The organism is Streptomyces sp. NPDC046308, assembly GCF_055588065.1.
On record NZ_JBVJFB010000012.1, the window covers coordinates 83,214 to 107,126 of the forward strand.

General features: G+C 72.6%; 27 protein-coding genes. 14 read left to right on the plus strand and 13 right to left on the minus strand.

Annotated features, from left to right (window positions below):
* Window positions 1-13: 13 nt before the first annotated feature.
* Both ACZ6JT_RS34205 and ACZ6JT_RS34210 read left to right on the plus strand, forming a co-directional pair.
* Window positions 14-172 (plus strand): hypothetical protein, encoded by a 159-nt coding sequence (locus tag ACZ6JT_RS34205; protein ID WP_030711544.1) that lies wholly within the window; start codon window positions 14-16, stop codon window positions 170-172.
* An 84-nt stretch (window positions 173-256) separates the two neighbouring features.
* Window positions 257-967 (plus strand): lysophospholipid acyltransferase family protein, encoded by a 711-nt coding sequence (locus ACZ6JT_RS34210; protein WP_365480592.1) that lies wholly within the window; start codon window positions 257-259, stop codon window positions 965-967.
* 29 nt (window positions 968-996) lie between these two features.
* Here the strand turns inward: ACZ6JT_RS34210 and ACZ6JT_RS34215 are convergent, their stop codons facing one another.
* From ACZ6JT_RS34215 to ACZ6JT_RS34245, 7 genes are all read right to left on the minus strand, one after another.
* On the minus strand, window positions 997-2,598 hold the full coding sequence (locus ACZ6JT_RS34215) for an alpha/beta hydrolase (RefSeq protein ID WP_469216104.1): 1,602 nt from the start codon (window positions 2,596-2,598) through the stop codon (window positions 997-999).
* Window positions 2,599-2,846: 248 nt separating this feature from the next.
* Window positions 2,847-3,614, minus strand: coding sequence for an urease accessory protein UreD (locus ACZ6JT_RS34220; RefSeq protein WP_469215947.1), 768 nt, complete (start codon window positions 3,612-3,614; stop codon window positions 2,847-2,849).
* Between the two features lie 44 nt (window positions 3,615-3,658).
* Entirely contained in the window at window positions 3,659-4,354 is a 696-nt protein-coding gene (gene ureG, locus ACZ6JT_RS34225; RefSeq protein ID WP_469215948.1) for an urease accessory protein UreG, read from the minus strand.
* Between the two features lie 20 nt (window positions 4,355-4,374).
* Entirely contained in the window at window positions 4,375-5,049 is a 675-nt protein-coding gene (locus tag ACZ6JT_RS34230) for an urease accessory protein UreF (RefSeq protein WP_469215950.1), read from the minus strand.
* Between the two features lie 31 nt (window positions 5,050-5,080).
* Window positions 5,081-6,802 (minus strand): urease subunit alpha, encoded by a 1,722-nt coding sequence (locus tag ACZ6JT_RS34235; RefSeq protein ID WP_469215952.1) that lies wholly within the window; start codon window positions 6,800-6,802, stop codon window positions 5,081-5,083.
* A complete protein-coding gene (locus ACZ6JT_RS34240) occupies window positions 6,795-7,106 on the minus strand; it encodes an urease subunit beta (protein ID WP_386531190.1) in 312 nt (103 codons plus the stop codon). Before ACZ6JT_RS34240 ends, ACZ6JT_RS34235 begins: the two co-directional genes overlap by 8 nt.
* Before the next feature lie 14 nt (window positions 7,107-7,120).
* Complete coding sequence (locus ACZ6JT_RS34245; RefSeq protein ID WP_469215954.1) at window positions 7,121-7,423, minus strand: urease subunit gamma; 303 nt, start codon at window positions 7,421-7,423, stop codon at window positions 7,121-7,123.
* A 352-nt stretch (window positions 7,424-7,775) separates the two neighbouring features.
* Here ACZ6JT_RS34245 and ACZ6JT_RS34250 point away from each other — a divergent pair, with 352 nt between their 5' ends.
* Complete coding sequence (locus tag ACZ6JT_RS34250; protein WP_469215956.1) at window positions 7,776-8,168, plus strand: VOC family protein; 393 nt, start codon at window positions 7,776-7,778, stop codon at window positions 8,166-8,168.
* Window positions 8,169-8,174: 6 nt separating this feature from the next.
* Here the strand turns inward: ACZ6JT_RS34250 and ACZ6JT_RS34255 are convergent, their stop codons facing one another.
* Window positions 8,175-8,630, minus strand: coding sequence for an ATP-binding protein (locus tag ACZ6JT_RS34255; RefSeq protein WP_362856921.1), 456 nt, complete (start codon window positions 8,628-8,630; stop codon window positions 8,175-8,177).
* Window positions 8,631-8,828: 198 nt separating this feature from the next.
* Here ACZ6JT_RS34255 and ACZ6JT_RS34260 point away from each other — a divergent pair, with 198 nt between their 5' ends.
* Both ACZ6JT_RS34260 and ACZ6JT_RS34265 read left to right on the plus strand, forming a co-directional pair.
* Entirely contained in the window at window positions 8,829-9,713 is an 885-nt protein-coding gene (locus ACZ6JT_RS34260; protein ID WP_469215958.1) for a helix-turn-helix domain-containing protein, read from the plus strand.
* Window positions 9,714-9,725: 12 nt separating this feature from the next.
* Window positions 9,726-9,947: a DUF397 domain-containing protein gene (locus ACZ6JT_RS34265; RefSeq protein ID WP_376614895.1), complete on the plus strand. Its 222-nt coding sequence runs from the start codon at window positions 9,726-9,728 to the stop codon at window positions 9,945-9,947.
* Window positions 9,948-9,953: 6 nt separating this feature from the next.
* On the opposite strand, the gene ACZ6JT_RS34270 is transcribed toward ACZ6JT_RS34265, so the two are convergent.
* A complete protein-coding gene (locus ACZ6JT_RS34270; RefSeq protein WP_469215960.1) occupies window positions 9,954-11,126 on the minus strand; it encodes an 8-amino-7-oxononanoate synthase in 1,173 nt (390 codons plus the stop codon).
* 156 nt (window positions 11,127-11,282) lie between these two features.
* On the opposite strand from ACZ6JT_RS34270, the gene bioB reads away from it, so the two are divergent.
* The 4 genes from bioB (at window position 11,283) to ACZ6JT_RS34290 (ending at window position 15,768) form a co-directional block, all read left to right on the plus strand.
* Window positions 11,283-12,536, plus strand: coding sequence for a biotin synthase BioB (gene bioB, locus ACZ6JT_RS34275; protein ID WP_469215962.1), 1,254 nt, complete (start codon window positions 11,283-11,285; stop codon window positions 12,534-12,536).
* The gene (locus ACZ6JT_RS34280; RefSeq protein ID WP_469215964.1) at window positions 12,529-13,896 is read left to right on the plus strand and encodes an adenosylmethionine--8-amino-7-oxononanoate transaminase; all 1,368 of its coding nucleotides are present in this window, start codon (window positions 12,529-12,531) and stop codon (window positions 13,894-13,896) included. The genes bioB and ACZ6JT_RS34280 overlap by 8 nt, the downstream gene beginning before the upstream one ends.
* A gap of 1 nt (window position 13,897) precedes the next feature.
* On the plus strand, window positions 13,898-14,641 hold the full coding sequence (bioD, locus tag ACZ6JT_RS34285) for a dethiobiotin synthase (RefSeq protein WP_469215966.1): 744 nt from the start codon (window positions 13,898-13,900) through the stop codon (window positions 14,639-14,641).
* Between the two features lie 440 nt (window positions 14,642-15,081).
* The gene (locus tag ACZ6JT_RS34290) at window positions 15,082-15,768 is read left to right on the plus strand and encodes a class I SAM-dependent methyltransferase (protein ID WP_469215968.1); all 687 of its coding nucleotides are present in this window, start codon (window positions 15,082-15,084) and stop codon (window positions 15,766-15,768) included.
* Here the strand turns inward: ACZ6JT_RS34290 and ACZ6JT_RS34295 are convergent.
* On the minus strand, window positions 15,740-16,174 hold the full coding sequence (locus ACZ6JT_RS34295; protein WP_469215970.1) for a GNAT family N-acetyltransferase: 435 nt from the start codon (window positions 16,172-16,174) through the stop codon (window positions 15,740-15,742). The genes ACZ6JT_RS34290 and ACZ6JT_RS34295 overlap by 29 nt on opposite strands.
* A 204-nt stretch (window positions 16,175-16,378) precedes the next feature.
* On the opposite strand from ACZ6JT_RS34295, the gene ACZ6JT_RS34300 reads away from it, so the two are divergent.
* The 5 genes from ACZ6JT_RS34300 (at window position 16,379) to mug (ending at window position 21,652) form a co-directional block, all read left to right on the plus strand.
* A complete protein-coding gene (locus tag ACZ6JT_RS34300) occupies window positions 16,379-17,713 on the plus strand; it encodes a hemolysin family protein (protein ID WP_469215972.1) in 1,335 nt (444 codons plus the stop codon).
* Entirely contained in the window at window positions 17,710-18,735 is a 1,026-nt protein-coding gene (locus ACZ6JT_RS34305) for a hemolysin family protein (protein WP_469215974.1), read from the plus strand. The genes ACZ6JT_RS34300 and ACZ6JT_RS34305 overlap by 4 nt, the downstream gene beginning before the upstream one ends.
* A 66-nt stretch (window positions 18,736-18,801) precedes the next feature.
* Window positions 18,802-19,584: an SGNH/GDSL hydrolase family protein gene (locus ACZ6JT_RS34310; protein ID WP_469215976.1), complete on the plus strand. Its 783-nt coding sequence runs from the start codon at window positions 18,802-18,804 to the stop codon at window positions 19,582-19,584.
* 71 nt (window positions 19,585-19,655) lie between these two features.
* The gene (gene purB / locus ACZ6JT_RS34315; RefSeq protein ID WP_365480642.1) at window positions 19,656-21,089 is read left to right on the plus strand and encodes an adenylosuccinate lyase; all 1,434 of its coding nucleotides are present in this window, start codon (window positions 19,656-19,658) and stop codon (window positions 21,087-21,089) included.
* Complete coding sequence (gene mug, locus ACZ6JT_RS34320; RefSeq protein WP_469216106.1) at window positions 21,086-21,652, plus strand: G/U mismatch-specific DNA glycosylase; 567 nt, start codon at window positions 21,086-21,088, stop codon at window positions 21,650-21,652. The genes purB and mug overlap by 4 nt, the downstream gene beginning before the upstream one ends.
* On the opposite strand, the gene ACZ6JT_RS34325 is transcribed toward mug, so the two are convergent.
* From ACZ6JT_RS34325 to ACZ6JT_RS34335, 3 genes are read right to left on the minus strand one after another with little or no spacing between them, the layout of a single operon-like run.
* Window positions 21,649-22,086, minus strand: coding sequence for a hypothetical protein (locus ACZ6JT_RS34325; protein ID WP_469215978.1), 438 nt, complete (start codon window positions 22,084-22,086; stop codon window positions 21,649-21,651). The two genes, mug and ACZ6JT_RS34325, sit on opposite strands and share 4 nt — an antisense overlap.
* A gap of 40 nt (window positions 22,087-22,126) precedes the next feature.
* A complete protein-coding gene (locus tag ACZ6JT_RS34330) occupies window positions 22,127-22,876 on the minus strand; it encodes an ABC transporter permease (RefSeq protein WP_469215980.1) in 750 nt (249 codons plus the stop codon).
* Between the two features lie 32 nt (window positions 22,877-22,908).
* Window positions 22,909-23,820 carry an ABC transporter ATP-binding protein gene (locus ACZ6JT_RS34335; protein ID WP_469215982.1) on the minus strand — a complete coding sequence of 304 codons (912 nt, stop codon included), beginning with the start codon at window positions 23,818-23,820 and terminating at the stop codon, window positions 22,909-22,911.
* Between the last annotated feature and the right edge of the window lie 93 nt (window positions 23,821-23,913).

The window sequence follows — 23,913 nt, forward strand, 5'->3', positions numbered from 1 at the left end:
GCGACCATGGGGCATGACCGGATCCGTTAAGGCGATGGCCGTCATGACCTTCGCCGCACTGGTGGCCGTCGCCACGTACTCCGTGGCCCTCGGCAGCAACGGCTGGCTGTGGTTCGGCTGGGTGGTGCTGGGGCTGCTGACCGCCGGGATGGCCGCCTCGCGCAATGTCTGAGGTTGGTTCCCACCGCCCCCTCCAGCCCGTGACTCACCGTCCGTAAACTGGCGGTGACAACGGGATATCGACGGGAGCGGCCTGGTGTTCTACCACTTGCTCAAGCACGTGCTGATCGGTCCTCTGCTGAGACTGCTGTTCCGGCCCCGGATCGAGGGCCTGGAGAACATCCCGGCGGAGGGTGCCGCGATCGTCGCGGGCAACCACCTGTCCTTCTCCGACCACTTCCTGATGCCCGCGATCCTGAAGCGGCGGATCACCTTCCTCGCGAAGGCCGAGTACTTCACCGGCCCCGGTGTCAAGGGCCGGCTCACCGCCGCCTTCTTCCGCAGCGCCGGGCAGATCCCGGTGGACCGCTCGAGCAAGAACGCCGGACAGGCGGCGCTGCGCGAGGGGCTGGCGGTGCTGGCCAAGGACGAGCTGCTCGGCATCTACCCGGAAGGGACGCGCTCGCACGACGGGCGGCTCTACAAGGGGAAGGTGGGCGTGGCCGCGATGGCCCTGGGCGCCGGGGTGCCCGTGATCCCCTGCGCGATGGTCGGCACCTTCGAGATCCAGCCGCCCGGGCAGAAGATCCCGAACATCCGGCGGGTGACGATCCGCTTCGGCCGGCCGCTGGACTTCTCCCGGTACGCGGGCATGGAGGGCGAGCGGGCGATCCTGCGGGCTGTCACCGACGAGATCATGTACGCCATCCTCGAACTGTCCGGCCAGGAGTACGTCGACCGGTACGCGGCCGAGGTGAAGGCCGAGGAGGAGGCGGAACGGAAGAAGGCCCGGCGCACCTCGCGCTGAGCCTCCTCCCGTTCCACGACCGCTCCCGGCTAGCGGACCGCCGGGAGCTCCTCACGCGCCGGAAGGTCCGCGGCCGGCGCCTGCGCCGTCAGCGACTTCGCGGCGGCCGGGGCCGGGGCGACCGGAGTGGCGTGCGGAGCGCACTTCACGTCCTTGGCGTCGACCTTGCCGGTGAGCAGGTAGGTGTCGACCCGGGTGTTGATGCAGGGGTTCACCAGGCTGGTGACACCGTGCGAGCCGGCGTTCTGCTCGGTGATCAGGCGCGAGCCGGCCAGTCGCTTGTGCAGGGAGACGGCGCCCTCGTACGGGGTGGCCGCGTCCCGCTCGGACTGGACGATCAGGACCGGCGGCAGACCGCGCTTGGCGCCGACCTCGATCGGGGTGCTCTGCTTGGACTTCCAGGTCGCGCAGGGCAGGTTCATCCAGGCGTTGGACCAGGTGAGGAACGGGTACTTCTGGTGCAGCTTGCTGTTGTCCCGGTCCCACTTGGCCCAGCTGGTGGGCCACTTGGCGTCGGCGCACTCGACCGCGGTGTAGACGGCGTTGCCGTTCTCCGAGGCCGCGTTGCCCTTGGTGTCCGACATGTCCGGGGCGATGGCGTCGACGAGCGCCTGCTCGTCACCCGCCTCGTACGCGGCCCAGGTCTGGGCGACGGGCACCCAGGAGGAGTCGTAGTACGGGGCGCCCTGGAAGAACCCGATCAGCTCGGCCGGACCGACGACCCCGCCGAGCGGGTTGGCCTTGGCCTTGGCGCGCAGCTTCTGGTAGCGCTCCTCGACCTGGGCGCGCGTGGTGCCGAGGTGGAAGGAGGCGTCGTTCTTGGCGACCCAGTCCTGCCAGTCGTTCCAGCGGGTCTGGAAGGCGACGTCCTGGCCGAGGTTGGCCTCGTACCAGATGTTGTCCTGGTCGGGGTCGACCACGCTGTCGACGATCATGCGGCGCACGTGGGTCGGGAAGAGGGTGGCGTAGACCCCGCCCAGATAGGTGCCGTAGGAGACGCCGAGGTAGTTCAGCTTCTGCTCGCCGAGGGCGGCACGGATGACGTCGAGGTCCCGCGCGGTGTTCGGCGTGGTCATGTGCGGCAGCATCTCGCCGCTGCGCTCCTTGCAGCCGTCCGCGTACTCGGCGGCGAGCTTGCGCTGGGCGCGCTTGTCGGCCTCGGAGCCCGGGACCGGGTCCGCCTTGGGGGCCTTGACGAACTCCTGGGGGTCGATGCAGGAGATGGGCGCGGAGTGGCCGACGCCGCGCGGGTCGAAGCCCACGAAGTCGTACGCCTTGGAGGCGTTGACCCACAGCGCGCTCTTGGTGGTGACCCGGCGCGGGAAGCGCATGCCGGAGCCGCCGGGGCCGCCGGGGTTGTAGACGAGGGCGCCCTGGCGCTCCTCCTTGGTGCCCGTGCTGCCGATGCGGTCGACGGCGAGCTCGATGGTCTTGCCGAACGGCTTGGTGTAATCGAGCGGGACCTTCACCCAGCCGCACTGGATGGGCTTCTCGAAGCCCCAGTCCGCGGGGCAGTCCTTCCAGTCGATCCCGGTACGGGCGGCGCGGGCGGCGGCGATCTGGACGCCCACCGCCTCCGCGGCACCGTTGTCACGGCCGGCCGAGGCCGCCGAGGCGGACGGCGCGAGCATCAGGCCCGCCGCCAGCGTGCCGGTGATCAGTGTGGCGGCGCTCCCCAGCGCCGCGTTGCGTATCACGTGGTTGTTCCCCCTGCGTCAGGTGCCGCCGTGGGCGGCCGGGTTGGCCGTTTTCGGTCATCGGCGTGCACAGGGATCCTGTCCTCTGATCCGGGACCGGCGACAGGGCTCGATCGACTTCTTTGCCAACCCGATAACCGGAAAGGCGTGTACCGCTGAGCGGTGCCTGCTGCGTCCCGCTTTCACCACCCGTGGGTACGGCAGGCCGCGTCGAGCAGTTCCCGTAGCCGCAGGGCGTCCGGGGCCAGGGCCGTCACCAGGACGGCCGGACCGGCCAGCGGCGTCACCGCGGCGAACTCGCCCAGGACCGCCGCGACGGGCGGGGCCTCGGCGAAGGCGGGGTCCACGACGAGGAGTTGACCGAGCGCGCGGTGGCCGGCCAGGCCCGCCGGGCCGTCCCAGCCGCCGGGCGCACCGGGGCCGCAGGCGAGTTCCTGGTCCAGCAGCGGACGGCCGCCGCGGGTGACGGTGAGCCGGCTGCTCAGCAGGCCCGGGCCCTCCCCCGCGCGTCCGAGCACCTGCTCCTCGCGCAGCAGCAGCCGGGCGGTGGGGGCCAGCGCGACCCGGGTGCGCACCCGCAGGTCGCTGCCGCGCACCGAGACCAGCGGCTCCGGCAGCCAGCGCACCGACGCCCCGTCCTCCAGGGTCAGGCGTACGTCGTACCGCGCGGGTTCGCCGCCGCGGCCGGGCAGTGCCAGGGTGGCGGCGGCCGAGGCGAGGGCGAGGCGCGCGCCGGGCCCGGCGGCGGCCTCGACGGTGAGGTGGTCCCCGCCCAGCGGCGCGCTCATCGCGCCGACCAGCACGACCCGGGCCTCGGCCCCGGACCCGCGGGTGCGGCGCAGCGCGAGCGGCCCCTCGCCGGCCAGCAGCGGCAGGGCGGTGCCGCCCCGTCCGTCGGCTACGGCGTGGATGCGGGCGGTGGCCCGCAGCCCCGAGGCAGGCACGGGCACGGAGAGCGGAGGGTCCCGGGGCGGGGAGAGGGGCGGCGCGCTGGTCACCGTGCGCTCCAGGCGGTGATCCGCTCGCGCACCCAGGCGGCCACCGGGGCCACCCCTTCCGGTCCGCGCAGCGACTGGAAGGCGACGGGCAGTTCACCGCGCTGCTCGGCGGCGTCGCGGGCCATCCGGCCGAGGTCGGAGCCGACGTACGGGGCGAGGTCGGTCTTGTTGACGACGAGGAGGTCGGCGGTGGTGACGCCGGGGCCGCCCTTGCGGGGGATGTCGTCCCCGCCGGCGACGTCGATGACGAAGATCTGGGCGTCCACGAGGCCGCGGGAGAAGGTGGCGGTGAGGTTGTCCCCGCCGGACTCGACGAGGATCAGGTCGAGCGGGCCGCTCTCCCGGAAGGCGTCCTCCAGTTCCTCGACGGCCTCCAGGTTGGCGGAGATGTCGTCGCGGATGGCGGTGTGCGGGCAGGCGCCGGTCTCGACGGCGGCGATTCGCTCGGGCGGCAGGACGGCCTCGCGGAGCAGGAACTCGGCGTCCTCCCGGGTGTAGATGTCGTTGGTGACGACGGCCATGGACAGTTCGGTGCGCAGCGCGCGGCACAGGGCCGCCACGGTGGCGGTCTTGCCGGAGCCGACGGGCCCGCCGAGGCCGATGCGCAGGGCGCGCCGGGTGCCGTCGGCGCGGAGCGGGGCGGCGCTGTGGGTGTGCCGGTTGGGGTGGGTCACGGCATGGTCGAGGTGCATGGGGGGTGTCTCCTTCGGGGTCAGGATGCGAACAGCCGTACCGGCCAGTCGGCATGAATCTCCGCCGAGATGTCCAGCAGCGGCGAGGAGGCGGCGGGCAGCACCTCCGGCCCTTCGGCGCGGGCGCGCAGCGCGGCCCCGGCGGCCCGGGCGGAGACCGCGTCGAGTTCGGGGGCGAGCCGGGCCAGGACCCCGCTCGCCTCGAAGGGGTCCAGACCGAGCAGCCGTACGGTCGCGGTCGCGGGCCCGCCGACGCTCTCGTACGCCGCCGCGTGCGCGGCGTCGAGCGGCCCGAGCCCGGCCGCCCGGGCCGTGACGCCGAGCACCACGGGCTGGTGGGCGCCGCGCGGGAAGGCGGCGGCCAGAGCCTCCAGTTCGGGGGCGGGCCAGGTGGCGCGGGCGGCGCGCAGCAGCTGCCGCCCGAGTCTGCGGGCGGCGGTGCGCAGGGCGGGTGAGGGCGTGCGGGCGTCGGCGGCGGCGTCGAGTTCCGCCGGGTCGAGCCCGAGGGCGGCGGCCGCCGCCAGCGCGGCCGCGGTGAGTCCGGCGGTGTTCAGCCGGCCCCGGCAGAACTCCTCCAGGGTGGCCGCGTCGTGGATCCGGCCCGCCTTGCAGGCGGCCTCGGCCCCGCCGGAGTGGGCGTGCCCGCCGGCGGGGAAGCGGCCGTCCGCGAGGACGAGCAGGGCGGCGAGGCTCATGGCAGGGGGCCTCTCATCGGGCTGCGCTCCATCAGAAGAGGAAGTACCGCTGGGCCATGGGGAGTTCCGCCGCGGGTGCCGGTTCGACGACCTCCCCGTCGATGGAGACCGTGAAGGTGTCGGCGTCGACCTTGACCCTCGGCATGGCGTCGTTGTTGCGCATGTCGGCCTTGCCCACCTTCCGGGTGCTCTCGATGGCGGTGAACTGCTTCCCCAGTCCGAGGCGTTCGGGCAGTCCGTGGTCGAGGGCGGCCTGTGCGGTGAAGTTCAGCGAGTTCAGGGCGGGGGCGCGGCCGTGGCTGCCGAACATCGGGCGGGGCAGGACGGGCTGCGGGGTGGGGATGGAGGCGTTGGCGTCGCCCATCTGCGCGTAGGCGATCTGGCCGCCCTTGATGACGAGTTCGGGTTTGACGCCGAAGAAGGCCGGGTTCCACAGGACCAGGTCGGCGAGTTTGCCGGTCTCGACCGAGCCGATCTCGCGGGCGAGCCCCTGGGCCACTGCGGGGTTGATCGTGTACTTGGCGACGTAGCGGCGGGCCCGCTGGTTGTCGGCGGGTCCGTCGCCGGGGAGGAAGCCGCGCCGCTTCTTCATCACGTGGGCGGTCTGCCAGGTGCGCAGCACGACCTCGCCGACCCGGCCCATGGCCTGGGAGTCGGAGGAGATGATGGAGATGGCCCCGAGGTCGTGGAGGACGTCCTCGGCGGCGATGGTCGAGGGCCGGATGCGCGATTCGGCGAAGGCGAGGTCCTCGGGGACGGCCGGGTTCAGGTGGTGGCAGACCATCAGCATGTCGAGGTGTTCCTCGACGGTGTTGACGGTGTGCGGCCGGGTGGGGTTGGTGGAGCTCGGCAGGATGTTGGGCTCGGAGACGACGGTGATGATGTCGGGTGCGTGCCCGCCGCCCGCGCCTTCGGTGTGGTACGAGTGGATGGTGCGTCCCGCGATGGCCGCGAGGGTGTCGTCGACGAAGCCGGCCTCGTTGAGGGTGTCGGTGTGGATGGCGACCTGGGCGCCGGTCTCGTCGCAGACGCTCAGGCAGGCGTCGATGACGGCCGGGGTGGACCCCCAGTCCTCGTGGATCTTGAATCCGAGGGCGCCGCCGCGGAGTTGTGAGTGCATGGCCTCGCGGGACATGGTGTTGCCCTTGCCGAGGAGGCCGATGTTGACCGGGTAGGCCTCCAGTGCCGCGAACATCCGGGCCAGGTGCCAGGGTCCGGGCGTGACGGTGGTGGCCTTGGTGCCTTCGGCCGGTCCGGTGCCGCCGCCGACGAGGGTGGTGATACCGGAGGCCAGCGCCTCCTCGATGACCGTCGGGGAGATGAAGTGCACGTGGGCGTCGATGGCGCCGGCGGTGACGATCTTCCCGTTGCCCGCGATGATCTCGGTCTCGGGGCCGATGACGAGTGCCGGGTCGACCCCGTCCATGGTGTCGGGGTTGCCGGCCTTGCCGATGCCGCAGATCCGGCCGTCGCGGATGCCGAGGTCGGCCTTGACGATGCCCCAGTGGTCGAGGACGACGACGCCGGTGATCACGGTGTCGGGGGCGCCCTCCGCGCGGGTGGTGCGGGCCTGCCCCATGGATTCGCGGATCACCTTGCCGCCCCCGAAGACGGCCTCGTCCCCGGCCCGGCCGGGGCCGCCGCTGCGGTCCTCCTCGATCTCGACGAAGAGGTCGGTGTCGGCGAGCCGGATCCGGTCTCCGGCGGTCGGCCCGAAGAGGTCGGCGTACACCTGGCGGGAGATCTCAGCCATCGAGCGGCCCCCCGGTCTCCCCGCGCAGTCCCGGCACGGTGCGCAGGCCGCCCAGCGGTACGAGTTCCACCGCGACCGGGATGCCCGGCTCGAAGCGGACGGCCGTACCGGCGGCGATGTTGAGGCGGAGCCCGCGGGCGGCGGCGCGGTCGAAGTCGAGGCCGGGATTGGCCTCGGCGAAGTGGTAGTGGGAGCCGACCTGGACCGGGCGGTCGGCGGCGTTGAGCACGGTGAGGCGGGTGACGGGGCGGCCCTCGTTGAGGCGCACCGGGCCGTCCCCGTGGGCGATCTCGCCGGGGATCATGCGGGCACTCCTCTTCAGACGATGGGGTCGTGGACGGTCACGAGCTTGGTGCCGTCCGGGAAGGTCGCCTCCACCTGGACGTCGTGGATCATCTCGGGGATCCCCTCCATGACGTCCTCGCGGCGCAGGACGGTGCGGCCGGAGGCCATCAGCTCGGCCACGGTCCGCCCGTCGCGGGCCCCTTCGAGGAGGTGCGACGTGATCAGCGCGATGGCTTCGGGGTGGTTGAGGCGGACCCCGCGCGCCCTTCGCTTCTCGGCCACGTCGGCAGCCACGTGGATGAGCAGTCTCTCCTGCTCGTGGGGTGTCAGATGCACTCGTCATCACCAAGTTTCCGGGACAAGATCAACAGCGCGCCGGAGCGACCCTAGCCGCCTTCAACACTTTGTTGACCTGCACATATCCGAGCCAAGCATGTCTTGCCCAACGCAGGAGAAGGCTTTCCGTCCCGACCACCGCCGCTTTACCGGATCATGGGTGATCATTGGCGGTCGAACGTGGCCGCCACGCTAGGGCCCGCGTTTTTCCGCTGCGTTAACCCACGTTTCGGGCAGGCGCCCGGTTCAACTGCGCCGCCCCAAGAACCCGGTTCCGTATACGGATTCGCGTACGCCCTCGCATACGGCCTCGCACACCGCCCCGCACACGGAATCCCCCTCGAGGAGTCACATGTTCGTCAACCCCGTTCGGCACATCACCTTCGACGCCCTCGACCCCTACCGGGTCGCCGAGTTCTGGTCCGCGGTGACCGGCTTCCCCATCCACCCCGACGACGTGGAGGGGGACGACGAGATCCTGCTGGAGCCGGGGCGGCCCGGGGTGCCCGGACTGCTGTTCATCCGGGTGCCGGACGCCAAGTCCGTCAAGAACCGCGTCCACTTGGACATCGCGCCGCCCACCGGCACCCGGGACGAGACCGTCGAGCGGCTGATCGGGCTCGGCGCGAAGCTCGTGGACGACCGCCGCGACGAGGACGGCGTCATGGGCTGGGTCGTGCTCGCCGACCCCGAGGGCAACGAGCTGTGCATCGAGCGCGGCGCGGTGGAACGCGGCACCGCCTGAGCCCCGTCAGCAGCCGGTGGCGCTCCGCGCCGCCGTCGGCGCCCCGACGGCCCACGGCAGTGCGATCCACACCGTCTTGCCGCCCTCCTCGGTCGGTGTGACCGAGAGCCGGCCGCCGGCCTCCGCGGCGAGCCAGCGGATGATGACCATGCCCCGGCCGTTGTCCTGCTGGACGGCGGCCGGGAGCCGCTTGGGCCAGCGCGGGTGGCTGTCGGTCACCCCCACGCGCAGCCACTCCTGACGCTCCAGCCGGATGTCGACGGTGAAAGTGGGCGACTGGCCGAAAGTGTGCTGTACGGCGTTGGTGGCGAGCTCCGAGACGATCAGCCTGACGCTGTCCGCGGTCTCGGCGTCCTCGGGGAGTCCCCATTCGCTCAGCACGTCCGCCACGTAGCGGCGGGCGGCGGCGACCGAGGCGGGATCGCTCGGCAGAGTGACGGATGCTTCCTGGTGGTCTGCCATGGCGACGGTCCCTTTCCCACCGGAGCGGAACCGCCCCGGATCTGTGCTGGACGCCAGAGTGCCACCCATCGTGCCGCCGCACCTGCCGTTCTCCCAAGATCTGCATATATCTGTCGCTCGATGCGGTGAACTCTGCTACGGAAGAGCGTATTTGGACGGCAGACTGGTGCGAGCTGTGCCGGTTGAAGGGAGGCGGGTGTGCAGCACGGTCCCGCGGTGCGTCGGCGCAAGCTCGGCGAGGAACTGCGTGCCCTGCGTGACCGGTCCGGCCTCACCAGTGGTGAGGCCGCCCGGATCATGGGATGGCACCAGTCGAAAATCAGCCGTATCGAGACAGGCCGCAGCGGTGTGAAGCCGGAGGACATCCGGCTGCTCCTCGACGTCTACGGGGAGGTCGTGAGCCCGGAGCAGCGCGCCCTCCTGGAGGCCCTGTCGGCCTCGGCGGCCGGCCCCGGTCCGGCCGGTGACACCGGGCGGGGCCGCCAGTGGTGGCACGACTACCGCGGGCTGCTGCCCCAGGAGTACCGGGACTTCATCAGCCTGGAGGCGGGCGCCCGGTCGGCCCGCACCGTGGAACTGTCCGTGGTGCCCGGCCTGCTGCAGACCTCCGAGTACGCGCGGGCGGTGACCCGGGCCGCGCTGGGCGGGCTGCCGGAGCCGAAGGTGGACGCGCTGGTCGACGTACGGCTGGCCCGGCAGTCGGTGCTGCGGGCGGATCCGCCGCTGGAGCTGAGCGCGGTCCTGGACGAGGCGGTGCTGCGCCGGCAGATCGGCGGGCCCGGGGTGATGGCCGCCCAGTTGCGGCACCTGGCGGAGGTGGCCCGGCTGCCCCAAGTGTGCCTGCAGGTGCTGCCGTTCAGCGTCGGCGGCCATCTCGGCCTCACCGGACCGTTCGTGATTTTTTCATTTCCGGACATCGCTGATCTGGATGTGGTGGTACTCGACCATTTGACGAGTAGCCTCTATCTGGAGCGGAAGGAAGACCTAGAGGCGTACAGCGCCGCGTTCCGCACCATCCAGGAACACGCCCTCCCGCCCCAGGACTCGTCGGATCTCATCAGCAGGCTTGCTGACGACGCGTAAGGAGGCACCCCCGTGTCCGCAACCCCCTTATCCAGCGGCGGACTTCTGATCAGCGCGCGGTGGCGGCGGAGCAGCCGCAGCACCGGAATGAACAACTGCGTGGAAGCGGCCGCCCTCGGCGGCGGCCTGCTGGCCGTCCGCGACTCCAAGCGGGCGGACGGCCCGGCCGTGCTCTTCACCGGGCCGGCCTGGGACGGCTTCCTCGCCTCCGTACGGGCGGACGCGCGCGCGTAGCTCCGCCTAGCGGTCCGTGGCTCCGGCCGGCGCGGTCCGCAGGATCGTCCCGACCGCCCTGTCGATCTCGTCCCCCGTGAGATCGGCCCGGGCGGTCAGCCGCAGCCGGGAGATGCCGTCCGGCACCGACGGCGGGCGGAAGCACCCCACGGACAGACCTGCCTCGCGGCAGTCGGCGGCCCAGCGCAGTGCCGCCGACGCCGACGGGGCCCGTACCGACACCACGGCCGCGTCCGGCCTGGCCGCGGTCAGGCCGGACGCGGTGAGCCGCCCGTACAGCCGGTCGGCCACCTCGCGGGCGCGGCCCGCCCGCTCCGGTTCACGCCGCAGCAGGCGCAGGCTCGCCAGCGCCGCGCCCGCGGCGGCCGGGGCCAGCCCGGTGTCGAAGATGAAGGTGCGCGCCGTGTTGATCAGGTGTCTGATCACCCTGGCCGGACCGAGCACGGCTCCGCCCTGGCTGCCCAGGGACTTCGACAGGGTCAGCGTGGCCACCACGTAGGGCGCGCCCGCGAGCCCGGCGGCGTGCAGCGCGCCCCGGCCGCCCTCGCCGAGCACGCCCAGTCCGTGCGCGTCGTCCACGATCAGGGCCGCGCCCGCGTCGCGGCAGGCGGCCGCGTACCCGGTGAGCGGGGCGGCGTCCCCGTCCACGGAGAACACCGAGTCGCTGACCAGCAGCGCCCGGCCGTCGTGCGCGGCGAGCGTCTTGCGCGCGGTGTCCGGGTCGGAGTGCGGGATCACGGCGGTCTCGGCGCGCGAGAGCCGACAGCCGTCGACGATCGAGGCGTGGTTGCCGGCGTCGGAGAGGACCAGCGTCCCCCAGTCGCCGAGCGCGGTGACGGCGGCGAGGTTGGCCGCGTACCCGGAGGAGAGGACCAGCGCGGCCTCGAAGCCGCAGAAGTCGGCGAGCTCCCGCTCCAGCTCCGCGTGCAGCTCGGTCGTCCCCGTCACCAGACGCGAACCGGTGGCTCCGGCGCCCCAGCGCTCGGCCGCCTCCCGTGCCCCGCGGATCGTCTCGGGGTGCCGGGACAGGCCGAGGTAGTCGTTGCTCGCGAGGTCGAGGAGCGGCGACACCGGCGGCCGCGGGCGGAGCGTGCGGACCAGCCCCGCCTGTTCCCGCGCGCTCTCCGCGGCATCGATCCAGGCGAAGACATCCTCGGGCTCGGGGGTGTGCTGGGGCATCGGCATGTCCTCGTGTTTTGTCGGCAGTCCACAGACCTGCCCGACCCTAGCGGCCGTGACTTGTGCGCCAGGTGTGGTGATACACACACACCCATCCGGCCATGTTGTGCGATCTCTCCTTGGCCGGGATGGGTGCTGTGGTCCAGGATCGGGTGCATGGACCTGCTGAACACCCTGGTGGACAAGGGGCTGCGGCGCGAGCTGCCGACCCGCGAAGAAGCGCTCGCCGTACTGGCGACTTCTGACGACGAACTGCTCGACGTGGTGGCCGCGGCCGGCAAGGTGCGCCGCCAGTGGTTCGGGCGTCGGGTCAAGCTGAACTACCTGGTCAACCTGAAGTCGGGCCTGTGCCCGGAGGACTGCTCCTACTGCTCCCAGCGCCTGGGGTCGAAGGCGGAGATCCTCAAGTACACGTGGCTGAAGCCGGAAGAGGCCTCCCAGGCCGCCGCCGCCGGTGTCGCGGGCGGCGCGAAGCGGGTCTGCCTGGTCGCGAGCGGCCGCGGGCCGACGGACCGGGACGTGGACCGGGTCGGCAAGACCATCGAGGCGATCAAGGAGCAGAACGAGGGCGTCGAGGTCTGCGCGTGCCTCGGCCTGCTCTCGGACGGCCAGGCGGAGCGGCTGCGCGACGCGGGCGCGGACGCCTACAACCACAACCTGAACACGTCCGAGGCGACGTACGGGGCGATCACCAAGACCCACACCTACGCGGACCGGGTCGACACGGTGCAGAAGGCGCACGCCGCCGGCCTGTCCGCCTGCTCCGGTCTGATCGCGGGCATGGGCGAGACCGACGAGGACCTGGTCGACGTCGTCTTCTCGCTGCGCGAGCTGGACGCGGACTCGGTCCCGGTCAACTTCCTGATCCCCTTCGAGGGCACTCCGCTGGCCAAGGAGTGGAACCTCACCCCGCAGCGCTGCCTGCGGATCCTGGCGATGGCGCGGTTCGTCTGCCCCGACGTCGAGGTCCGCCTCGCCGGCGGGCGCGAGGTGCACCTGCGCTCGCTGCAGCCGCTGGCCCTGCACGTGGTCAACTCGATCTTCCTGGGCGACTACCTGACCAGTGAGGGCCAGGCCGGTCAGGCCGACCTCGACATGATCGCGGACGCCGGTTTCGAGGTGGAGGGCGCCGGTACGACGACCCTTCCCGCGCACCGCTCCGACGCGGCGGCCGCGGCCGCCGCCGGAGGCTGCGGCTCGAACGGCGGCGCGTCGGTCTGCGGTTCGGGCGCGGCCCCGGCCGACGACGCCGAGGCGGCGGGCTGCGGCTCGGCGTGCGGCGGCTGCTCCGGGCACGGGCCCGCGGAGGCGAAGCCCGTACCGGCCCAGGCCGAGGCGGGCCAGGTCCGGCCGGAACTGGTGGCCGTACGCCGTCGCGGCGCGGGAACGGACATCGCTCCCAATGCCTGATCGGCTCCACCCGCTCGACGCGCCTGACCGGCTCGACGCGCCTGACCGGCTCGACGCGCCGTCGGCGGGCGCGGAACTGCTCGCACTGGACCGGCAGCACGTCTGGCACCCGTACGGTCCGATGCCCGGCCGGCAGGAGCCGCTGGTCATCGCCTCCGCCTCGGGCGTGCGGCTGCGCCTCGCCGAGCCCTCCCAGGGGGAGGGCCACGAGGAGCTGGTCGACGGCATGTCCTCCTGGTGGTCGGCCATCCACGGCTACAACCACCCGGTGCTCAACGAGGCCGTGACCACGCAGCTGGGCCGCATGTCGCACGTGATGTTCGGCGGGCTCACCCACGAGCCCGCCGTCCGGCTCGCCACGAAGCTCGTCGAGATCACCCCGCCGGGGCTGGAGCACGTCTTCCTCTCCGACTCGGGCTCGGTGGCCGTCGAGGTCGCGGTCAAGATGTGCCTCCAGTACTGGCGTTCGGTGGGCCGGACGGGCAAGACCCGGCTGCTGACCTGGCGCGGTGGGTACCACGGGGACACCTGGCAGCCGATGGCCGTCTGCGACCCCGAGGGCGGCATGCACGAGCTGTGGCAGGGTCACCTGCCGCGGCAGGTCTTCGCGGACGCGCCGCCCGGCGGTTTCGACACGCCCGTGGACCCGGCGTACGCCGACCACCTGCGGTCCCTGATCGCCGCGCACGCCGACGAACTGGCCGCCGTCATCGTGGAGCCGGTCGTGCAGGGCGCGGGCGGCATGCGCTTCCACCACCCGGGCTACCTGCGGGTGCTGCGGGAACTGTGCGACGAGTACGGCGTCCTCCTCATCCTGGACGAGATCGCGACGGGCTTCGGCCGGACCGGCGCGCTCTTCGCCGCCGACCACGCCGGGATCACCCCGGACGTGATGTGCCTGGGCAAGTCCCTGACCGGCGGCTACCTCACCCTCGCGGCGACCCTGTGCACGGAACGGGTCGCCGACGGGATCTCGCAGGGCGAGGTGCCCGTGCTCGCGCACGGGCCGACCTTCATGGGCAACCCGCTCGCCTCGGCGGTGGCGCTCGCCTCGATCGAACTCCTCCTCGGGCAGGACTGGGCGACCGACGTCAAGCGGATCGAGGCCGGGCTGCGCGAAGGACTGGCCGCCGCGGCCGGGATCCCCGGGGTGCGGGACGTACGCGTCCTCGGCGCCATCGGCGTGGTGCAGCTGGACCACGAGGTCGACGTGGCCGCCGCGACCCGGGCGGCGGTGCGCGAAGGCGTGTGGCTGCGGCCGTTCCGGGACCTGATCTATGTGATGCCGCCGTTCGTCACGGGCGAGGCGGATGTGACCCGTATCTGCCGCGCGGTGTGCGCGGCGGCGCAGGAAGGCTGAGATGTCCGTAGTGATGGTGTCCGGGACGGGCACCGAGATCGGCAAGACGGTGGTCACCTCGGCGATCGCGGCCGCCGCGCTCGCGGCCGGCCGCTCGGTGGCGGTGCTCAAGCCCGCACAGACGGGCGTCGGTCCGCAGGAGCCCGGGGACGCCGCGGAGGCGGTCCGCCTGGCCGGCTCCGCCGTCACCGCGGTGGAACTGGCCCGCTACCCGGAGCCCTTGGCCCCGCACACGGCGGCCCGCCGCGCGGGGCTGCCGGCCCTCTCCCCGGCGCAGATCGCGGAGGCCGCGCGGCAGCTGTCCGAGAAGCACGACCTGGTCCTGGTGGAGGGCGCGGGCGGGCTGTTGGTCCACTTCGACGACGAGGGCAACACCCTGGCCGACGCGGCCCGGCTGCTCGGCGCGCCGACCGTGATCGTCGCCCCGGCGGGCCTCGGAACCCTCAACTCCACCGCCCTCACGGCGGAAGCCCTGCGGGCCCGCGACCTGACCCCGCTGGGCGTGGTCGTCGGCAGCTGGCCGCGGGAGCCGGACCTGGCGGCCCGCTGCAACCTGGCGGACCTCCCGACGTCCTCGGCCCTGCCGCTACTGGGCGCGGTCCCCGAGGGCTCGGGCGCCCTCTCCCCCGAGGAGTTCCGCGCGTCGGCCCCCACCTGGCTGGCCCCACCCCTCTCGGGCACCTGGTCGGCCCAGTCCTTCCTCACCACCTGGTCCCCCCCGGCCTACACCCTCACCAACGCCTGACCCCCACCCCACCCCCACACCGGGCCCCGCCGCCACAAACCCAGCCCCGCCGTCACACATCCAGCCCCGCCGGCGTTTGAGGCGCGGGGCCCGGGGCGGAGCCCCGATCTTTGAGCCGCGCCGCCCCAACCGGGCCCCGCCGCCACCCATCCAGCCCCGCCGTCACAAACTCAGCCCCGCCGGCGCCTGAGGCGCGGGGCCCGGGGCGGAGCCCCGATCTTTCAGCCGCGCCACCCCAACCGGGCCCCGCCGCCACACATCCAGCCCCGCCGGCGTTTGAGGCGCGGGGCCCGGGGCGGAGCCCCGATCTTTCAGCCGCGCCGCCGTCCGAGGGCGCGGGCCCCGGGGGCGGCCGAGCCCCGGCAGCCGGACCGCGGGGATGAGGCCCCGCCGACCGGGCACGCTGAAGGTACCGGCACATCCGCCCCCGGGAGGTCCTCATGCCGCGCCCCCGCAAGAACCGCACCGCCCACACCACCCCGCCCCACGACCCCGTCCACCACCCGGTCTTCGCCCGCTTCTACGCCCGTGCGAGCCAAGCCGCCGAGACCCGCGCCGGCATCGCCCCCCTCCGCCGCGAGCTGCTGCACGGCGTCTCCGGCCGCGTCATCGAGATCGGCGCCGGCAACGGCCTGAACTTCCCGCACTACCCCCGCGCCGTCTCCGAGGTCGTCGCCGTCGAACCGGAGCGCACCCTCCGCCGCCTCGCGTCCTCCGCCGCGCTCCGCTGCGAGGTCCCCGTGGACGTCGTACCAGGCGCCGCCGAGGCCCTCCCGGTCAAGAGCGAGGCCTTCGACGCCGCCGTCGCCTCGCTGGTGCTGTGCACCGTACGGGACCTGCACCGCTCCCTCGCCGAACTGCACCGCGTGCTCCGCCCCGGCGCCGAGCTGCGCTTCTTCGAGCACGGCCGCGCGCCCGGTCCCGGCATGGCCGCCGTCCAGCGGACGCTGGACCGGACCGTCTGGCCCCGCCTCTTCGGCGGGTGCCACACCGCGCGCGATCCGCTCGCCGCCATCGAGGCGGCCGGTTTCCGGATCGTCTCGCAGCGGCGCGTGCGGCTGCCCGAGCACGGTCCGGCGCTGCCGACCTCCTACTGCGTCATCGGGTCGGCCCGCCGAGAGACTTGACCCAGCGCCTCCACTGGTCCTGGGGCCCGTAGCCCGCGGCCTCCCAGGCCAGGTGGGCCCGCTCGTTGCGGACGAGCACCATCGCGTCCGCCCGCCGCCCGCCGAGCGCCACGAAGCGCTCCTCGGCGGCGGCCAGCAGCGCGGTCCCGATCCCCTGGCGCCGGTGGCCGGGGTGCACCGCGAGCCGGTACAGGTGGCAGCGCCACCCGTCGAATCCGGCGATCACCGTGCCGACGAGCTCTCCGTCGCGCCGCGCGAGCAGCAGCGCCTGCGGATCGCGGGCGTGGAGGCGCTCGACCCCGGCGAGGTCGTCGCTGATACTCGTTCCCTCGGCGGCGGCCTTCCAGAAGTCCAGCACGGCGCCGAGGTCGGCGGTCGACGCCGGTCCGATCTGAAGATCACTCATGTCCGGATCCCATCATCCGGCCGTGCTCCGCCAAAAGAATGATCCGTTCTCTTTGCCCGTCCTTTACTATGTGGACAAAGTCCCTCTGAGTGAAAGGTGTGAGCGTCCGCCCATGGGCGAGCCTCCCGGTCCCCGACACAGCCGTCCGCGACACCGCGCGGTCCCCCTCCTCCTGGCCGATCATGGGACGGAGGTGATCGACCGATGACCGAGGTGCTCCTGCTCGTCGTGGCACTGCTGCTCTGCGTCGCCTGCGGGGTCTTCGTCGCGGCCGAGTTCTCGCTGACGACCGTGGAACGGAGCGAGCTCGAGCGAGCCGTCGAGCGCGGTGAGCGCGGGGCCGACAGCGCCCTGGCCGCCGTCCGCACCCTGACGTTCCAGCTCTCCGGCGCCCAGCTCGGCATCACCGTGACCGGCCTGGTCATCGGCATGATCTCCAAGCCGTCGATCTCGACCCTGCTCCAGGGCCCGTTCGAGGCGATGGGCCTGTCGGCCGCCGCCGCCTCCTCCACCGCCCTGGTCCTCGGCACCGTCGTGTCGACCGTGGTGCTGATGGTCGTCGGCGAACTGGTGCCCAAGAACTGGGCCATCTCCTCCCCGCTGGCGATCGCCAAGCGCGTGGCGACGGCGCAGCGCGTCTTCAGCCGCGCCTTCCGGCCCCTGATCAGCCACCTCAACACCACCGCTAACCACATGGTGCGGCGCCTGGGCATGGAGCCGGCCGAGGAGCTGGCCTCCGCGCGCACCCCGCAGGAGCTGGTCGCGCTGGCGCGGCACTCCGCGAAGGAGGGTGCCCTGGAGAAGGACACCGCGGAGCTGTTCGTGCGGACCCTGAACCTGGCCGACCTGACCGCGGAGAACGTGATGACCCCGCGCGTCCAGGTCACCGCCCTCGACGTGCAGACCACCGCCGAGGACGTGGCGAACGCGACGCTCGCCACCGGCCTGTCCCGCTTCCCGGTCTACCGGGGGAGCCTGGACACCGTCGTCGGCACGGTCCACATCAAGGACGTGCTGGCGCTGCCCGCCGAGGAGCGCCGTCTGCGTCCCGTGTCGCAGCTGCTGCGCGAGCCCCTCCTCGTACCGGAGTCCCTGACCGTGGACCGACTGCTGGACCGGCTGTCCGGCAAGCAGACGATGGCCGTCGTCATCGACGAGTACGGCGGCACGGCCGGCGTGGCCACGCTGGAGGACATCGTCGAGGAGGTCGTCGGCGAGGTCCGCGACGAGCACGACCCGCACGAGACCCCGGACCTGGCCCCGGCCGGTACGGACGACTCCGGACGCCTCCTCTACTCCGCCGACGGCGCCGCGCGCACCGACCAGCTCCAGCGGATCGGCCTGCGCGTGCCGGACGGTCCGTACGAGACGCTGGCCGGTCTGATAGCGACCGAGCTGGGCCGGATCCCGGCCGTCGGCGACCAGCTGGAACTGGACGGCTGGCGCCTGGACGTCGTGGACGCCGGCGGACGCCGGGCGGCGCGGGTGCTGCTGCACGCGCCGGCCGGGCGCCCCGGGGGAACGGAGGAGGCCCGATGACCGTCATCCAGCTGCTGATCGGCCTGGCGACCCTGGTCGTCAACGCCTTCTTCGTCGGTGCGGAGTTCGCTCTGATCTCGGTCCGGCGCAGCCAGATCGATCCGTACGCCGAGCAGGGCGACCGGCGTGCCCGCGCCGTCCTGTGGGGCCTGGAGCACGTGTCGGCGCTGATGGCGGCGGCGCAGCTCGGCATCACGCTGTGCACCCTGGTGCTGGGTGTGGTGGCCGAGCCGGCCATCGCGCACCTGCTGACACCGCTGTTCGACCTCGTCGGGGTACCCGAGGGGCTGACGCACGCGATCTCCTTCGCGGTGGCGCTGTCGCTGGCGACGTACCTGCACATGCTCTTCGGCGAGATGGTGCCGAAGAACGTGGCGCTGTCCGAGCCGGTGCGCACCGCGCTGTTGTTGGGGCCGCCGCTGGTGACCCTCACGCGGGCGCTGCGGCCGGTGATCTTCGCGATCAACGCCTTCGCCAACGTCCTGCTGCGACTGCTGCGGGTGGAGGTGAAGGACGAGATCGCGGCGAGCTTCTCGGACGACGACCTGGCTCGGATGGTCAAGGACTCCAGCGAGGCGGGGCTGCTCGACGACCGGGCGAGCGAGCGCCTGCACGACGCCCTGGAGCTGGGCCGGCGGCCGGTGGCCGATGTGGTGCTGCCGGCGGACCGGGTGGTCTCGGCCACGGTGGGCATCACTCCCGCCGGACTGGAGCGGCTGTCGGCCGAGTCGGGGTACTCCCGGTTCCCGGTGGTCGACGAGCAGGGCCGGATCCTGGGCTACCTGCACGTGAAGGACGCCCTGGACGCGGACGGGGACGCGCGGAACGAGCCGTTCCCGGTGTCGGAGCTGCGGCCGATCGCCCAGGTGCGGGCGGAGACCCCGCTGGACGACGTACTGACCGCCATGCGACGCAGTCGTACGCATTTGGCGGCGGTGCTCGGCGCGGAGGACGCCATGACGGGCCTGGTGACGATGGAGGACGTGCTGCGGGAGCTGTTCGGAAGGCCCGCGGCCGCCTGATCCCGGGGTGAGGTGCGGTCCCCGGCCCTGCGGGGCCGGGGTACCGCGCGGTAACATCACTCCGCCATGGAGATGAATGCCTCTTACACCAGTTTCGTCGCGATCGGCGACTCCTTCACCGAGGGCATGTCGGACCTGCTTCCGGACGGCTCCTACCGCGGCTGGGCCGATCTGCTGGCCGCCCGCCTCGCCGCGCGCGAGCCGGGCTTCCGCTACGCCAACCTCGCGGTCCGCGGGAAGCTGATCGGCCAGATCGCCGAGGACCAGGCCCCGGTGGCGGCGGCGATGGGCGCCGACGTGGTGACCCTGGTGGGCGGGCTGAACGACGCGCTGCGCCCCAAGGTGGACATGGGCCGGGTCCGCGGCCACCTGGAGGCGGCGGTGGAAACCCTCGCTCCGTCCTGCAAGCACCTCGTCCTCATGCGCTCCCCCGGGCGCAACGGTCCGGTGATGGAACGCTTCCGGCCCCGCATGGAGGAGCTTTTCGTCATCATCGACGAGCTCGCCGCCCGGCACGGCGCGCTGGTGGTCGACCTGTACGGGGCCTCCGCGCTCGGCGATCAGCGGATGTGGGACGTGGACCGGCTGCACCTGACGGCGGAGGGGCACCGCCGGGTCGCCGAGGCCGTCTGGCAGGCCCTGGGTCTGCCCGCCGAGGAGGACTGGCGCACGCAACTGCCCGCCGCCGCGCCCGCCGGCTGGACGGTGCGCCGGGCCCAGGACGTGAGCTTCGCCCGGCAGCACCTGATCCCCTGGATCGGCCGCCGCCTGACGGGCCGCTCCTCCGGGGACGGCCGCCCGGCCAAGCGCCCGGAACTCCTGCCCTACGGGGACGCACCGCTCTCGTAGCAAGCCACAATCACGAGCGGGGGCCCTACCTGCGTAAACGCACAGCGGCAGCCCAAGTAGAATCCCTCCACGTGACTGCCAAGCCCCGCATCCCCAATGTCCTGGCCGGCCGCTACGCCTCCGCGGAGCTCGCCGTCCTGTGGTCCCCCGAGTACAAGGTGACGCTGGAGCGGCGGCTGTGGCTCGCCGTGCTGCGCGCCCAGAAGGACCTCGGTATCGAGGTCCCGGACGAGGCCCTCGCCGACTACGAGCGCGTCCTGGAGACCGTCGACCTCGCCTCCATCGCCGAGCGCGAGAAGGTCACCCGGCACGACGTGAAGGCCCGCATCGAGGAGTTCAACGCCCTCGCCGGTCACGAGCACGTCCACAAGGGCATGACCTCGCGCGACCTCACCGAGAACGTCGAGCAGCTGCAGATCCGGCTCTCGCTGGAGCTGGCCCGCGACCGCACGGTGGCGGTCCTCGCCCGCCTCGGCAAGCTCGCCGGCGAGCACGCCGAGCTGGTCATGGCCGGCCGCTCCCACAACGTGGCCGCGCAGGCCACCACCCTCGGCAAGCGCTTCGCCACCGCGGCCGACGAGCTGCTCGTCGCCTACGACCGCCTGGAGAACCTTCTCGGCCGCTACCCGCTGCGCGGGATCAAGGGCCCGGTGGGCACCGCCCAGGACATGCTCGACCTGCTCGGCGGCGACGCCGCGAAGCTCGCCGACCTGGAGCAGCGGATCGCCGCCCACCTCGGCTTCGCCCAGGCCTTCACCTCGGTCGGCCAGGTCTACCCGCGCTCCCTCGACTACGACGTCGTCACCGCGCTCGTGCAGCTGGCCGCCGCCCCCTCGTCGATCGCCAAGACGATCCGCCTGATGGCCGGCCACGAGCTGGTCACCGAGGGCTTCAAGCCCGGCCAGGTCGGCTCCTCCGCGATGCCGCACAAGATGAACACCCGCTCCTGCGAGCGCGTGAACGGCCTGATGGTCATCCTGCGCGGCTACGCCTCGATGACCGGCGAGCTGGCCGGCGACCAGTGGAACGAGGGCGACGTCTCCTGCTCCGTGGTCCGCCGGGTCGCCCTGCCGGACGCGTTCTTCGCCTTCGACGGCCTGCTGGAGACCTTCCTGACGGTCCTCGACGAGTTCGGCGCCTTCCCGGCCGTCGTCGCCCGCGAACTGGACCGCTACCTGCCCTTCCTCGCGACCACCAAGGTCCTGATGGGCGCGGTGCGGGCCGGGGTCGGCCGCGAGGCCGCCCACGAGGTCATCAAGGAGCACGCGGTGGCCTCCGCGCTCGCCATGCGCGAGCAGGGCGCCGAGCGCAACGAGCTGCTGGACAAGCTGGCCGCCGACGAGCGGATGCCGCTGGACCGGGCCCAGCTCGACGCCCTCATGGCCGACAAGCTGTCCTTCACGGGCGCCGCGGGCGACCAGGTCGCGACCGTGGTCTCCCGGATCGAGGCGATCGCCAAGCAGCACCCGGAGGCCGCCGGGTACGCGCCGGGGTCGATCCTCTGACCCCCGAAGAGCTGGCCGCCGCCCGTGACCGCGTCCTCCCGGACGTGGTCGCGGGCGGTCTGCGTGTGTTGTTCTGCGGGATCAACCCCGGCCTCCTCTCCGCCGCGACGGGCCACCACTTCGCCCGCCCCGGCAACCGCTTCTGGCCCGTCCTGCACCTGTCGGGCTTCACCCCGCGCCGGCTGGCCCCCGCGGAGCAGGAGGAACTCCTCACCTACCGCCTCGGCATCACCAACGTGGTGGCCCGGGCCACGGCCCGCGCCGACGAACTGAGCGCCGAGGAGTTCCGCGAGGGCGGCCGCATCCTGACGGCCAAGGTGGAACTCCTGCGCCCCCAGTGGCTGGCAGTGGTCGGGGTGACGGCCTACCGCACCGCCTTCGGCGAGCGGAAGGCGCAGATCGGCCCCCAGGAGCGGACCATCGGCTCCACCCGCATCTGGGCCCTCCCCAACCCGAGCGGCCTCAACGCCCACTGGACCGCCGAGTCCATGGCTCAGGAGTACGCCCGCCTCCGCGCCGCCGCCGAGGCCGCCCCCGAGCGCCCCGAGTTCCCGAAGGGCTAGGGCGGGTCGATCACGGTGACCCCTGCCATCAGCAGGTAGGGGTCCCCCTCGGCCCCCTGCGCCACGTAGGCCACCAGCCACTGCTCCCCGGCCCGCCACAGGTGCACGTGGTCGGTGCTGTTGCTCAGCTCGTCCCACGGCTCCGGTATCTCCTCCCCGTCGAGTCCCCTTTCCAGCAGCGATCCGAGGCTGAAGACCTGCGGCTCCCCCCACCTGTCGGAGAGCACCTGGGCGAGCGCCCCGTACTCGGCGTTGATCTGGTCGGTCGCCTCGGTCCGGCCCGCCCCGCCGTCCTCCCAGAAGTCCGCGGTCCGGCCGACCGGGACGAGGTGGTAACCCGGGCCGCTGCTCTGCCCGCCGGACCGGACCGGCTCGGTGGGGAACTCCCGCACCCGGAGCCGGTCGATCATGTCGAGATGCTCTGCCGTGGTCATTGCGTCAGTATCCCGACCACCACTGACAACTGGCTTGGCGTCACGCGTCCCGGCGCCGCACAGAGAACCACCCTCCGACCACCGCGACGGCCGCCCACAGCGCCATCACACCGAGTCCCGTCCAGGGTCCGACGAGGTCGCCGGGCTCCATGCGCATCATCATCTGCCCGGCCCGGTCGGGCAGGAGCTGGGCCACGCCCTCGGCGCCGGCTCCGATGACGAAGGACACGAGCAGGACGAAGGGTATGAGCAGGCTCAGCACGGCCGCCGCGCTCCGCAGGACGGCCGTCAGGCCCGCCGCGAACAGCGTCATCAGCGTCAGGTACATCCCGCAGCCGAACACGGACCGGATGGTGCCGGGGTCACCCGGTTCCATCGCGTACGGCCCCATGAACGACTGGCCGGCCACGAAGGTGACGAGGGCGGTGACCTGCCCCATCACGAAGGCGAGTGCCCCCACCATGGCCATCTTCGACAGGTAGAAGCGGGTGCGGTTCGGCACGGCGGCCAGCGAGGTGCGCAGAGCGCCGTTGTGGAACTCGGCGGACAGCGCGTTCGCTCCGAAGGCCATCGCCGCTATCTGGCCGAAGTTGAGCCCGTAGTAGGCCGCGAGGAGTCTGTCGTCCCCCATGCTGCCCTCTTCGGACTGGCCTATCGCCGCGGCGGTCAGCGCCTGGATTCCGGCGGTGGCGACGAAGACGGCGATGTAGGCGCCTATGGTGCCGCGGAGGGATCGCAGCTTGATCCATTCCGAGTGCAGGACGGGCAGGGTGGGCAGAGCGGCGCTCATGGGGAACCTCCTGAGTGGGGAAGTGGGGAAGATCAGCGGGTTGCGGTGAACTGGGCGTGGCCGGCGGTGAGATCCAGGTAGGCCTGCTCCAGCGAGGCCCTGTCGTCGGCGAGTTCCAGCACGGGCACGCCTTCCCGGGCGGCCAGGCTGCCGACCTGATCGGCCTGTATGCCCTCGACGGTCCACCGCCCGCCGTCCGCGGTCACCAGCTCGAATCCGTCCCGGGCCAGCGCGGCCCGCAGCCGAACCGGGTCGGAGGTGCGCAGGCGCACCCTCGGGGTGCTGCGGGCGTCGATGAACTCCTCCATCGAGGTGTCGGCCAGCAGCCTGCCGTTGCCGAGCACGATCAGGTGGTCGGCGAGCGCCGAAGTCTCCGACATCAGATGGCTGGAGACGAGGACGGTGCGTCCCTCGGCGGCGAGAGCGCGCATCAGCTCGCGGATCCAGATGATGCCTTCGGGGTCGAGGCCGTTGGTCGGCTCGTCCAGCAGCAGCACTCCGGGGTCGCCCAGCAGCGCCGCCGCTATGCCCAGGCGCTGGCGCATGCCGAGCGAGAAGGACTTGATCCTCCGCCCGGCCACGGAGGCTATCCCGGCCTGCTCCAGGACGTCGTCCACCCTGCGCATCGGGATCCGGTCGGCTGCCGCGAGGAAACGCAGGTGGTCCCGGGCGGTGCGCCCGCCGTGGGCCGCCTGGGCGTCCAGCAGCGCGCCGACCCTGTGCAGCGGGTCGGGGAAGTCGGTGAAACGCTGCCCGCCGATCGTGGCCGTACCGGACGTGGCCCGGTCCAGGCCCAGCAGCAGGCGCATTGTGGTGGACTTACCGGCGCCGTTGGGGCCGAGGAAGCCGGTGACCCGTCCGGGCAGGACATCGAAGGTGAGGCCGTCCACCGCACGGTGGGTGCCGTATGCCTTGGTGAGTTCTCGGATCTCGATGCTGTTCATGGCTCAAGACTCGCCGCCGGCCCCACCCCCCTTCCTCCCCCATGCGAGGGTGCCGTCTCCCCCACGCGGGGGAGACGCTGGCCGGCCGTCGGC